The organism is Streptomyces sp. NPDC057743 (assembly GCF_042798755.1).
Lineage (GTDB): Bacteria > Actinomycetota > Actinomycetes > Streptomycetales > Streptomycetaceae > Streptomyces.
Genome location: NZ_JBHVJX010000003.1, coordinates 39,083 through 52,138 on the forward strand (window position 1 = coordinate 39,083; position 13,056 = coordinate 52,138).

Genomic DNA, 13,056 nt, shown 5'->3' on the forward strand with positions numbered 1-13,056 from the left:
GGTCAGATGCGCAGCAGCGTGCAGGTCCAGTGCATGCCGGTGCCCATGCTCAGGAGGGCCACGGTGTCGCCCTCGACGAGTTCTCCGGCCGCCGAGAGGCGTTCCAGGCTGAGGAGTTGGTCGGCCGGGCCGAAATGCCCCATGGACAGGGCGACTTCGGCGTTGGTGGCCTCCAGCGGGATGCCCAGCTCCTTGGCCAGGTCGCGGAAGGCACCGATGTTGTCGTGCAGGTACAGCACCCGCTCCAGTGCGCCGGGGGTCAGCCCGGCGCGGGCGCAGGCCCTCTCCAGCACCTCGCGGTTGCGGGCGTGCATCAGGGTCATGAAGTCGTACGTGGCCCGGCCGTCGCCCTCGAAGAAGGTGTCCATCCGCTCGATCAGCGGGGCGATGACGGCCGGTTCGGGGGCGTCGGCGCGGAACGGGCGGGCCGCGCCGCCGGTCTCCATGCGCATGAAGTCGGCGTACCGGCCGTCGCTGAGGGTCTCGGTGGCGAGCCACACGCCGGAGCCGTGGCCGCGGCGCAGCACCGCGGCGGCGGCGCCGTCCGAGGAGAGCGAGGTGCCCGTGGCGGTGCGGTCCCAGTACGCCTCCGTGATCCGGTTGGCGGCGACGATCAGGGCCGTGTCGTGGTCGGGGTGGGTGGCGAGGCGTCCGGCGACGGTGTCGAAGGCGGTGACGCCGCCGCCGCAGGCCTGGGCGATCAGGATCGCCTCGGCGCCGGTGGCGCCGAGCCGTCCTTGCAGGGCGGCGGCCGCGTCCCAGTACAGGTACTCGGGGACGTCCGGCAGCGCCAGCACGAGCAGGTCCAGGTCGGCCGCGGCCACCTGGGCGCGGCGCAGCGCGGACTCGGCGGCCCGCAGCGCCAGGTCGGTCAGGCCCTCGCCGTCGTCGGCGCGGTGCAGCCGCCGGTAGCCGAGCCCGGCCAGCCTGCGCTCGTCGGCGCCGTACCGCTCGGCGGCCTCCGCCACCGTGACGGGGCGGCCCAGCGCGTGCCCTTGGGACACGATCCCGATTGACATTCCTCGTCCTTCCCGGGGAGCCGGGGGCGGTGCGCCCCCGGCTCGTGTGCGGTGTACGTCGCTCGGGTGCGGCTACTGCGCCTTCGCCCCGATGTCGGAGGTGTCGACCGCGAACCGGCCGACGGCCCAGGCCATGGCGCGCGCGTTCTGGTCGAGGATCGTCTTGTTGACCGCGCTCAGGACGTCACAGGACTGGTGGTAGCAGGGGTCGAGCATCTGGCCCGCGGTGCCGCCGAACAGGTCGGCCCACTCCTGGGACTTGACGGTGTCGGCGCCCGCGTTGACGCCGCCCGACGGGATGCCCGCGTTGACGAACGCCGCGTGGTCGGAGCGGCCGTCGAGGACCAGGCCGACCGTGGGCAGCTTCTGCTGGGCGAAGTAGCCGTTGACGAGGTCGCTGATCCGCGTGGATCCGGCGGGCGCCGGGCCGGTCGCGGTCTGCCCGTTGTAGACCTGGCGGGCGAAGTTCGGCGAGGCGATCATCTCCAGGTTGAGGTAGAGGGCGGTGTGCGCCTTCTCGTCGGCGGTGAGCTGGTCGACGTAGTGCTGCGAGCCGGCCAGGCCCTTCTCCTCGGCGGCCCACCAGGCGAATCGGACCCGGTTCTTGAGCTGCGGGCGGTGCTTGGCAAGCTGGACGGCGGTCTCCAGGACAGCGGCGGCGGCCGCGCCGTTGTCGTTGGCGCCGGACGTGGTGTCGACGGTGTCGAGGTGGGCGCCCATGACGACGGTGTGGTCCGCGCTGCCCGTCGGGGTGTCCGCGAGCAGGTTGTACGTCTTCGTCATCGTGTTGTTGCCGCGCAGGTCCAGGTCGAGGGTGACCGGGCCGTTCGCGGCGTCGGCGCGCAGCGCCTCGGACTCGCGGCGGGTCAGGGTCGCCGTCGGGATGCGCGCGTCGCTCGGCGGGACCATGCGGTAGCGCAGATTCAGGTCCGGGTTGGGCGAGTTGACGTTCATCAGCATGGCGGCGGCGCCCAGCTGCGAGAGGACCAGTTGCTTCTGGGTGATGAAGCAGTCGGTGCCGACGTCGACGAGGACGATCTTGCCCTTGACGTCCTGGCCCGCGTAGTCGTCCGCGCTGCACCCGGTGCTCTTGCCGGCGGGCTGGGCCAGTTCGGCCTTCAGACCGCCCTCGGGCGTGGAGACGGAGAAGCGGGCGATCATCGGGTGCAGGTCGCGGGCGGTGGGGGCGACCACCGAGCCCTTCTCGGACAGGATGGTGTAGTCGAGGAACTCGAACGGCTGCTTCTTGACCTGGTATCCGGCCTTGGTGAGGGTCCGGGTGAGGTAGTCGGCGGAGGCGTCGTAGCCGGCGGTGCCGGAGACGCGGGTGCCGCCGTTGTCGAGCGTGGCCTGCTGGATGGCCTGCAGACGCTCGTAGGTGTGCGCGCCGGTGACCTCGCGGGACATCGCTCTGGCCAGGGCGTCTGCGGGTATGTCGGTGGTCGAGGCGCCGGCCGGGGCCGACGCGGCCAGCGGAAGGAGGACGGCGCCCGCCGCCAGGGCGGCCAGCGCCCGCAGACGGGACGGGGTACGCCGGGATCTCGCATTCATGTGCTGTGGGCTCCTCGCTGCATGCGGTGCAGGGATCGGTTCGGGTGGTCCTCCGGGGGCGTCAGGCCCCCGGGCGGTCGGTGAGTGCGGCGGCGTAGGCGTCGGCGAGTCGGCCGATGCGTTCCGCGTCGAAGAGTTCACCGCTGTAGCGCCACCGGACGGTCAGCCGGTCGCCGTCGACGCTCGGGTAGACCTCCAGCGGGCAGGGCCGTTCCATGTCGGCCGGGCGGTCCCGGCCGACGCGCTCGGTGTCCACGTCGCGCAGCACTCCGTCGCTGGCCCGGAAGGCGGGCGTGCCCCAGAAGGAGAACAGCACGCCCGGCACCGGGATGTCGCCGAGCGCCCGGCGACGGCGCGCGTCGGGGTGGTGGTGGCGCAGCACCTCGAAGTCGAAGCCGCTGCGGGGCACCGCGCGCAGTTCGGCGGCGACGTGGGCGCGGTGCGCGGTGCGGTCGCGGCGGCCGGGCAGGGCCAGCGCGAACGGGTAGGTGGTGTTGAAGTAGCCGACGGTGCGGCCCAGTTCGAGGTCGTCGAAGAGGTCCTCGCGGCCATGGGCGACGAGTTGCACGGCGACCTCGCCGCCGCGCACGCCGAGCCACTCCTGGAAGGCGCCGCCGAGCGCGCTGAGCAGCAGCTCGTAGAGGGTGTGTCCGCCGGTGGCGGGCAGCGGGTGGTGGGTGGTCAGCTCGCGGGTGTTGCCCTCGACGCCGCGCGGCCCCTCGGGCACGGTGGCGCGCTGGGCGTCCTCGCCCCAGGCGCGGTCCAGCCAGTAGCCGCCGTCGAGGGCGTCGGGTCGGGTGCGGGCCCAGTGGCCGAGCCGGTCCGCCCACTGGAAGCAGGACGGCCCGGGGGCGCCGAGCGCACGGTCGTCGCCGTCGCGCAGCAGCCCGTCGAGTTCCTCGGTGAGGATGTTCCACGAGTACAGGTCGACGGCGAGGTGGTGCACGACGAGCAGCAGCCGGTCGGCCTGCCCGTCCGGCAGCCGGACCAGGGCGGCCCGGGTCACGGGCCCCTCGTACAGGTCGAGCGCCTCGTGCAGCGCGCCGGCCCGCTCGTCCAGCTCGGCGAGCGCCTGCTCGGCGGTCAGTTCACGCAGGTCGAACTCGGCGACTTCCGGGGCCTGTTGGGCGGCGTACTGCCGCAGGGCACCGCCCTCCTCGGTCAGTCTGGTGCGCAGCGCGGGGTGGCGGGCGGCGAGCTCGGCGAGGGCCCGGCGGGCCTCCTGAAGGGTGACCGTCCGGCCGAGGCCGTAGCTGACGCCGTGGTTCCAGTGGTCGGGGCGCTTGGCACCGCGGGCGAGGAACTCCCGCTGGGGCGGGGTGAGTTCGGCAGGACCTTCGGGATCGGCCAGGGCCCGCCCGGACTCCGCTCCGGAGACCTCGCGCGGCTCGGCGGCGGCGCGGGGTACAGCGGCGGCCACGGCTTCGATGGTGCGGCCGTCCAGGATGGCGCGCGGGCGCACCGGGTGGCCGAGGCGCTCGGCCTGGGACGCGACGGCGATGGCGATGAGCGAGTCGCCGCCCAGGTCGAAGAAGTCGTCGGTGACGCCGACCGACTCACGCTTGAGGTGCTTGGCCCACAACTGGGCGAGGACGTCTTCGAGTTCGGTGCGCGGCGCCACCCGCGCGGGCCGCTCGGTGCACAGTGCGGCGGTGCGGGCGGCCGGGCCCTGCGCCGCGAGCCGGTCGAGGAGCGCGCGGTAGTCGTCGAGCCAGCCGCGCACGCTGTCGCCCGCGGGGCCGCCGGGGGCGTACTGGGCGGCGGCCCGCAGCTGGGCGCCGTACTCCAGGACGGCCAGTTGGACGGGGAAGGTGGCGGCGCCCTGGCCGACGTCGAGGAGTTCGACGCCGGGGCCGCCGGCGGCGAGCGCCCGCAGCGGTTCGACGTCGCTGTGGAAGCCGAACATCGTGGCGGCGAGCGGACGCGCGGAGCCGGGGCGGGCCAGGCGCCGGATGCGGTCGGTGGGCAGGCCCTGGTGGGCGAGGGTGGTCAGGGACGCCTCGCGCACGGCGGCGAGCAGCGCGGCGAACGGCTCGTCGGGCCGCACCTGGACGCGGACGACCAGCGTGTTGGCGTAGTTGCCGACGATCGGCTCGTCGGCGGCGGCCCGCCCGGCCGCCGGGACGGCCACGGTGATGTCGCGCTCCCCCGTGATCCGCCACTGCAGCGCGACCCAGGCGGCGAGCAGCACCATGTGCGGTGTGCACCGCTCGGCTGCCGCCAACTCCCGTATATTTCCTACCAGTTGATCATCGAGCGGCAGCTCGGCACGACCGCCGGCCCCGGCGGCTCCGGGCAGGTCGACCTGTGGGGCGCCCGCGAGATAGCGGGACCAGAACGCGGTGAGCTCCGCGCCCTTGGGCGAGTCGAGCAGCGCCCGCTGCTCGTCGACGTGGTCGAGGAAGGTGCGCGTCCCGGTGCCGGCGGACTCTCCGGCCAGGTCCGCGAAGAGGATCCGCCACGACCAGCCGTCGACGAACAGGTGGTGGTGGGTGAGCAGCAGCACGTCCCGCTCCGAGTCGGCGAACCGGACCCGGATCAGCTGGTGGCGGGCGGGTAGTTGGGCGTAGGGGTCGAGTGGCCTCGCCACCTCGTCCCGCAGCCGGGCGAGCAGCGTCCGGTGCCCGTCGGCGGCGGTGTGCGCGGTGAGGTCCCAGTCGAGCCGGTCCAGCGGGATGTGCGCCCGCTCCGGCGGCACGACGTCCTGGCGCGGCCCGTCGTCGGTGTCGCGCAGGTGAGCACGGAGCATCGGGTGCCGGTGCACCAGCGCGGCGAGCCGTGCGGCGAGGTCGTCGGGGTCGGCCGGGCGGTCGAGCAGGAAGGCGGCGGGCACGTTGTAGGCGCCGGTGTCGGGGGCGAGCCGATCGGCGGCCCAGATGGCGATCTGTTCACCGGAGAGCGGGCCGCTGTCCGGCGCGGCCCGCTCCGCGACGGGGGCCTCGGAGACGGCTTCGGGGACTGCCAACTCCCCTTCCACTGACGCCAGTTCGGCCACGTACGCGGCAAGCGCGGCGAGGTCCGGCAGGTCGAACAGGTCGAGGACCTCGATCTCGGTGCCGTAGCGCTCGTTGAGGCGGGCCACCAGCTGAGTGCCGTTGAGCGAGTTGCCGCCCGCGGCGAAGAAGTCGTCGCTCGGCGCGAGTCCGGGCTCCTTCAGGATGTCGCGGGCGAAGGCCAGGACCGTCTCCTCGACGCCGAGTTCGGGTACGGATGCGGGTACGGAAACGGCGGCGGGTGCGGCCTCGGCCGTACGCGGCCAGCAGTGCTCCTCGGCCAGGGCCGCCGACGGGAGTTCGAGGCGGCGGCGCGGGGCCCGGCCGAGCGCGGCTCGCCAGTCGGGGTCGCGGCCCTGCCCGTATGCCTGGCACAGGGCGGCCGCCGGCGAGGTCGCCACCGCCGCCGCGCGCCCGGCGAGCAGCGTCGACAGCGCGCTGCCCGGGGCGAGATCGAGGACGAGCGGGTGCTCGCCCCGGGGCGCGAGCGCCGCGTCGAGCGCCGCGGCGTCGGGCGGCGCCACCGCCGGGCCCGGCTCGGCCAGCGCGTCCAGCTCGGCCGCGAGCAACGCCCCGCCGGCCACCCGTACCGCGGCCTTGCCGAGGCCGTGCGCGAGCACCAGGTCCGGTACGAGTCCGGCCGCGGCCTGCACGGCCTGGGCGCCGACGAGCGCCACCAGGGCGCGCTGCGACGCGTTCCACTCACCGGCCGCCAGGTGGGACTCGGCGGCGGCGAGAACGTCCGCGAACCGAGGCTGTGCGGCGGCACGTCGGCGCAGCTCGGCCGGGTCGGCGTCGGCCAGGTCGCCGACGGCGAGCACCAGCGCCCCGGCCGGCGGCCCCTGCGCGGTGCCGTCCCGGCCGTGCAGCGCCGCGTCGAGCCGGTCGAGGAGATCGGCACTGTCGCGCACCGCCACCGCGTACCGGTGCGCGAAGTGCTCGCGGCCCACGGTCAGCGTCTCGCTCGCCGCGGCCAGGTCGAAGCCATTGACGTCGGTGGCCACCACATCGCGCAGGGCGCGCAGTTGGTCGCGCAGGCCCTGCTCGGTGGGGGCGGACAGCACCACGGGCCGCTCCGCCGCGGGCTCGGGGTCGAGGTCGGCGCGGTCCGGCGCGGTACGGCCCTGCTCGACGACCATGTGCGCGTTGGTGCCGCTGAGCCCGAAGCTGCTGAGCCCCGCGATCCGGGGGCCGCGCGGCGCGGGCCATGGCTCGGCGCGGTCGGCGATCCGCAGCGGGGTGCCGTCCAGGGCGAGCAGGTCGGAGGGCGCGGTGAAGTGGGCGGTGGGGAAGATCTCGCCGGCCCGGAACTGGGCGAGGATGCGCACGAGTCCGGCGAAGGACGCCATGCAGCCCAGGTGCCCGAGGTTGGCCTTGACGGAGGACAGCGGGCGGACGCCGGTCACGTCGGTACCGAACGCGGCGGCCAGGCCCTGGATCTCGATGGGGTCGCCGATCCGGGTGCCGGTGCCGTGCGCCTCGACGTAGCCGATGTCGGCGGGGGACACGTCCGCGTCCCGCCACGCCGCGGCGACCACCTCGGCCTGCGCGGCCGGGCTGGGCGCGGTCAGTCCCGTGCTGCGGCCCGCGTCCTGGTTGACGGCGCTGCCGCGGATCACGGCGTGCACGGTGTCGCCGTCGCGCAGCGCGTCGGCGAGCCGCTTGACCAGGACGAATCCGCCGCCCTCGCCGTGCATGGTGCCGTCCGCCGCGGTGTCGAAGGGGCGGCAGTGGCCGGTCCCGGAGAGCACGCCGAGCCCGTCGGCGGCGGCCTCGTACCGTGGCACCGGGCCGAGCACCAGCTCGTAGCCGCCGACGAGCGCGAGGTCGCTCTCGCCCCTGGCCAGCTTCCAGCGCGCCTCGTGCAGCGCCACCAGGAACGAGGAGCAGGAGGTGTCGACGACCTGGGCGGGGCCGCGCAGGTCGAGGTGGTAGGAGATCCGTCCGGCGGCGTAGGCGTGCAGGCTGCCGGTGGTGGCGGGGCCGCCGCGCTGTTCCTCGGGCGGCAGCAGGTCGAACAGGCTGGGGTGCGGGGCGCCGTAACCGCCCACCAGGACGGCCGTGTTGGTGCCCGCCAGCTCGCCCGGCGCGTATCCGGCGGCGCCGATCGCGCGCACCGCGAGCTGCAGCATGCGCCGCTGGCGCGGGTCGATGAGCTGGGCCTCGGCACGGGACATGCCGAAGTAGCGGTGGTCGAAGCCGGTGACGTCCTCGATCCAGCCGCCCGCCCGGTCCTCGGGGGTGGGCGTGAGGCCGGTGCTCTGGACGCGGCGTTCGGGCATGGGCCGCATGGTGTGGCCGCCGCCGCGCAGCAGCGCGGTCAGCGCGGCCCAGTCGGCGGCTTGGGGGAACTCGAACGCGACGCCGATCACGGCGAGTTGGTCGGGGGTGGCGGGGTGGTCCATGGGTGTGCCTGCCTCTTCAGCGAGGGTTGACGTCTTCACGGGGCGCTGCCGGTGAGGGCACGGGCGTCCGGCAGGGCGAGCACGCCGAGGTTGGCGACGGCCACCAGCACCGCCGCGGTCAGCAGTGGCAGCGCCTCGCCGGTCCAGGCCGCGATCGGCGCCGCGACGGCGAGGCCGAGCGGCCGGGCGGCGAACGACAGCAGCGCGTCGTAGGAGTCCGCGCGGGCCAGCGCTTCGGCCGGGAAGTGCCGTTGCATGGTGGTCTGCCACAGCGTGTTGAGCACGCCGATGCCGAACATGGCGATGCCGTACGCCACCGCGTCGGTCCAGGTCGGCCAGCGCGCGGCGAAGGTGATCAGCGGCAGCGCGAACAGGGCGCCGCACACGGAGGTCACCACGAGCGGCCGCCGCACGCTCAGCCGGGGCGCGACGAACGCGCCGATCAGCATGCCGGCCATGCCCGCCTGGTAGACCACCACCCAGGCGAACTCGCCGCCGAGCCGGTCCACGGCGATCAGCGGGCCCAGCGTCATCAGGACACCGGCGGCCAGGTTGGACACACCGTGCCCGATGAGGTTGGACCAGAACCAGGGGCGGCCGCGCACTTCCTGCCAGCCGTCGGCGAGTTGCCGGAAGAAGCCGGTGCGCGCACCGCGGCCGGGAGCGGTCGCGGGCAGTCCGCCCAGAGTGACGGCGGCGCAGCCGAACACCACGGCGGTGGCGAGGAACGCCCAGCCCGCGCCGACCGCGACGACCAGGACACCGGCGACCCCGGGCCCGGCGACCAGGGCGATACCGCGGGCCACCCCGAGGTGGCTGTTGGCCCGCAGTCGGGCCTCCTGCGGCACGGTGGCGGCGACCAGCGGCGACATCGTGGGCGTGCCGAAGGCGATGGCCGCGCCGGTGACCGCGGACAGCGCGGCGAGGTCGAGGATGCGTACCGAACCGAGCAGCAGCTCGGCGCCGATGGCCAGTTGGGCGAGTCCGCGGACCAGGTCGGCGAGAAAGGCGACCCGCTGGGCGGGGAACCGGTCGGCGACGACCCCGCCGATGGGCAGCAGCACGAGCTGCGGCACCAGTTCGGCGGCGAGCACCAGGCCGAGGTCGGTGGCGCTGCCGGTGGCCTCGATGACGGCGAGGGTGAGGGCGGTCGGCACGAGGGCGGTGGCGAGGAACGACAGGGACCGCCCGATGAGCAGCCGCAGGAAGCCGGGGGTCTTCAGTACGCGTACGGGAACCTGGTCCCTCAGCTCGGTCACGGGCGGGCCGCCAGCTCGGCGCCCAGGGTGTCGAGGAGTTCGCCGGGCGCGTTCAGAAAGGCGTAGTGCCCGCCGGGAAGCACCGGGAAGGTGACGTCGTCGGCGTAGTCCTGCCAGCCCTTGAGCTCGTCCTGGGTGACCTCCGGGTCGCCGTCCCAGTGCAGGACGCCGATCGGGAAGGGCACGGGGGTGGGGGCGTCCCTGCGGTAGACGCGGTTGGCGTCGAGGTCCTCCTTGAGGACGGCGAGGGCGAGGTCGAGCAACTGGGGGTGGGCGAGGCCGCCGCGGAGCAGCGTCAACTCCTCAAGTTCCGCGCGCAGTTCGGCGTCGGTCAGGTCGAGGAAGCGGTCGTGCGGGCAGTGGTGCGGGGCGACCTGCGCGGAGACGAAGACCCGTTCGGGCAGCGGCAGTCCGCGCTCGGCGAGCAGCCGTGCCGTCTCGAAGGCGGGCAGCGAGCCCGCGCAGTGCCCGAAGAAGACGAACGGCCGGTCCAGGTGCGGGGCGAGCGCGTCGGCGAGCCGCTCGGCGAGGTCCTCGTACGTGCCGTAGTGCGGCTCGCGCAACCGGCCCTCGCGGCCGGGCAGTTGCACCGAGCAGACCTCGATGCCGTCGTCGGGTCCGAACCGCCTGGGCCAGGCGTTGAACATGGACCCGCCGACGCCCGAGTAGGGGAAGCAGAAGACCCGGGCGGTGGCGTCGGCGGCGGGTTTCCTCAGGAGCCAGCGGGAGTCGGGCAGGGCGGTGCCGGCGGACATGGGTGATCCATCTCGCAATCTGGTGGAGGGACGCTGGGGTCAGCGCGGCTCGGTCACCACGGGCAGCTGGGTCAGCCCGGCGATGAACACCGACCGCAGATGGCGGGCGGGCCCGGCGGTCTCGACCGACCGGAAGAGGCGGAAGAACTCGTCGAACAGGATCCGGAAGGTGAGCCGGGCGAGCGGGGCGCCCAGGCAGTAGTGCGGCCCGTAGCCGAAGGCGAGGTGCCGGTTGTCGTCGCGCAGGACGTCGAAGCGGTACGGGTCGGTGAAGATCCGCTCGTCGCGGTTGGCCGAGCCGATCCACACGGCGACCGCGTCACCGGCGGCGACCCGGCCCCCGGCCAGTTCGGTGTCCTTGACGGCGTAGCGCAGGAAGCTGCTGGCGGGCGACGTCCAGCGCAGGCCCTCCTCCACCAGGGTGGGGACGACCGCGGCGGGGTCACCGGCCGCCGTGCGCAGCTGGTCCGGGTGCTCGCTCAGGGCGAGCAGCGTGCCCGAAACGGTGTGCGGGGTGGTCGCGTTGGCGCCCAGCAGGATGCTGTAGCAGTTGTAGATGACCTCTTCGTCGGTGAGCGGGGCGTCGCCCCCGCCCATGCTCATCAGATGCCCGATGAGGTCCTCGGCCGGTTCCGCTCCCCTGCGTTCGCGCACCTGCGAGGCGAAGTAGTCGAACGTCTGGTGGTGGGCGACGGCGAGGGTGGCGGCGCCGCTGCCGACGCTGAACTCGGCGTCGTCGGGCGCCGCGGCCATCGCCGTCCAGCGCACGAGGTCGTGCCAGTCCTTCTCCGGTACGCCCATCAGGGCGCCGGCAACGGTCATGGGCAGCCGGTAGGCGCGCTCGGCCACGTCCCAGACCCCGCCGCCGAGCGCGGGGGCGAGGAACTCGGTCACCGCCTGTCGGATGCGGCCCTCCCAGTCGGCGAGGGCCCGCGCGGTGAGCCGGCGGTTCAGCGGGCGGCGCAGCCGGCCGTGGCGCGGCGGGTCGGTGGAGACCAGCATCTTGCCCGACGACACGTCGTCGTGGCCGAGCTGGGTGAGGACCGAGCCGCGTTCGGAGGTGAACTCCCGGTGGTCGCCGAGCACCCGGCAGGCGTCGTCGTAGCGGGTCACCGACCAGAACTGCCGCCCGTCGGACAGGACTTGGCGATGGAGCGGAGCGTGCTCGCGCAGGTGGGCCCACACGGCGTGCGGGTCGCCGGCGGCGTGGAACTCCGGGTCGAACAGGTCGGCGGCGGCGGCCGGGTCGGTGGTTTCGCCGGCGAAGGGAGCGGCAGCGATCCTCACCGGGCGCCTCCGGCCTGGACGACGGCGTCGGCGAGGCCGGCCGGGGTGGGGGCGAGGTAGAAGGTGACCGGCGAGATCTGCACGCCGTACTCGCGCTCCAGGTCGGTGGTGATCCGCACCCCGACCAGGGAGTGGCCGCCGAGTTCGAAGAAGTCATCGTCGGCGCCGATCCCGTCGATGCCGAGGTGGTCGCTCCACAGCTGAGCGACGGCGGCCTCGATGCCGGGGGCCGGGGTGCGGTGCTCGGCGTTCAGCTCGGGCCTGGCCGGTGAGGTGTCGGCGGTGAGAGCGGCCCGGTCGACCTTGCCGTTGGCGGTCAGCGGCAGCGCGTCGACGACCCGGATGTGCGAGGGAACGGCGTACGAGGGCAGCACCTCGCCCAGTTCGCGGCGGAGCGCGAGGGTGGCGGGCCGGGCGCCGCCGCGTCCGGCGACGAAGGCCACGAGCCGCTTGCCGCCGTCCGGCCCGGACTGTGCGACGACCGCGGCCTCGGCGATGTCGTCGCGGGCGGCGAGCGCGGCCTCGACCTCGCCGGGCTCGATCCGGAAGCCCCGGATCTTGACCTGCCGGTCGGCGCGGCCGTGGTAGTCGAGGACGCCGTCGGCGCGGCGGCTCACCAGGTCGCCGGTGCGGTACATCCGGGCACCGGGCCGGTCGTCGAACGGGTCGGGCAGGAAGGCGCGGGTGGTCTGTTCGGGGTCGCCGAGGTAGTCGAGGGCGAGGCCGTCGCCGGTGGCGTACAGCTCGCCGACCTCGCCGTCGGGCACGGGCCGCAGGTCGGCGTCGAGGATGTGCACGCCGGTGCCGCGGATCGGGCGGCCGATGGGCACGGCGCCCTCGACCGGTGCGGTGATCGTGTGGCAGCAGGTGAACGTGGTGTTCTCGGTGGGCCCGTAGCCGTTGACGAGAGTGAGGCCGGGCAGCGCCGCGAGGGCCTGATTGACGTGCGGCGGCGACAGGACGTCTCCGCCGGCCAGCAGGACCCGCACCCCGCCGAGGTCGTCGAGGCCGTACTCCACGACCTGCTGGAACAGTCCGGCCGTGAGCCACAGCACGGTGATCCCGAAGTGGCTGATGTGCTTGGTCAGTTCACCGATGGCGAGATCGCGTTCGGGCGCCACGTCGAGGCGGGCCCCGTTGAGCAGCGGCGCCCAGATCTCCAGGGTGGAGGCGTCGAAGGCGACGGGCGCGTACTGGAGGACGACGTCGTCGGGCCCGACGGTGAGGAAGTCGGCGTCCACGACGAGCCGCAGGACCGCGCGGTGCGGTACCCGGACTCCCTTGGGGACGCCGGTCGATCCCGAGGTGTAGGCGACGTACGCGACGTCGTCCGGCGCGGTCTCGACGGGCTCGGGGGCCGAACCCTCGGCCATGGCGTCGAGGTCGTCGCGGGTCAGCACGACGGCGGCGCCGCTGTCGGCGAGAATGAGCCGCCGGCGCTCGGCCGGGTAGCGGCGTTCGAGAGCCAGGTAGGCCGCCCCGGCCTTCAGGATGCCGAGGAGGGCGACGACGGTCGCGGCGCGGCGGTCCGCGTCGAGCCCGACCACGTCGCCGGGCTTGACCCCCCGGTCCTGCAACTGCCGGGCCAGGTGGTCGGAGCGTCGGTCCAGCTCCCGGTAGGTCAGCTCGGCGTCCTCGCCGCGCACGGCGATCCGCTCAGGGGCGCTGCGGGCCTGCCGCGCGAAGAGCGTGGCGATCGAGGGGGGTTGCGTGCCGTACTGCGACTCCACGGGCCGGCCTCCAGGTACTGATCGGGCGCGGCCGCCGGGTTTCGGCCACCGCTGCGG

At 74.4% G+C, this 13,056-nt stretch carries 7 protein-coding genes; all 7 read right to left on the reverse strand.

What is annotated here, in order from left to right; genetic code table 11:
* Positions 1-2: 2 nt before the first annotated feature.
* Entirely contained in the window at positions 3-1,019 is a 1,017-nt protein-coding gene (locus ACFVFQ_RS03895) for a 3-oxoacyl-ACP synthase III family protein (RefSeq protein WP_383408136.1), read from the reverse strand.
* Between the two features lie 72 nt (positions 1,020-1,091).
* Entirely contained in the window at positions 1,092-2,570 is a 1,479-nt protein-coding gene (locus tag ACFVFQ_RS03900) for a M20/M25/M40 family metallo-hydrolase (protein ID WP_383408139.1), read from the reverse strand.
* Positions 2,571-2,631: 61 nt separating this feature from the next.
* A complete protein-coding gene (locus ACFVFQ_RS03905) occupies positions 2,632-7,968 on the reverse strand; it encodes a condensation domain-containing protein (protein ID WP_383408142.1) in 5,337 nt (1,778 codons plus the stop codon).
* Positions 7,969-8,003: 35 nt separating this feature from the next.
* Positions 8,004-9,227, reverse strand: a complete 1,224-nt coding sequence (locus tag ACFVFQ_RS03910) for an MFS transporter (RefSeq protein ID WP_383408145.1) — start codon at positions 9,225-9,227, stop codon at positions 8,004-8,006.
* Positions 9,224-9,982: a thioesterase II family protein gene (locus tag ACFVFQ_RS03915; RefSeq protein WP_383408147.1), complete on the reverse strand. Its 759-nt coding sequence runs from the start codon at positions 9,980-9,982 to the stop codon at positions 9,224-9,226. Before ACFVFQ_RS03915 ends, ACFVFQ_RS03910 begins: the two co-directional genes overlap by 4 nt.
* Positions 9,983-10,021: 39 nt before the next feature.
* A complete protein-coding gene (locus tag ACFVFQ_RS03920; RefSeq protein WP_383408150.1) occupies positions 10,022-11,269 on the reverse strand; it encodes a cytochrome P450 in 1,248 nt (415 codons plus the stop codon).
* A complete protein-coding gene (locus ACFVFQ_RS03925; protein WP_383408153.1) occupies positions 11,266-12,999 on the reverse strand; it encodes an amino acid adenylation domain-containing protein in 1,734 nt (577 codons plus the stop codon). Before ACFVFQ_RS03925 ends, ACFVFQ_RS03920 begins: the two co-directional genes overlap by 4 nt.
* Between the last annotated feature and the right edge of the window lie 57 nt (positions 13,000-13,056).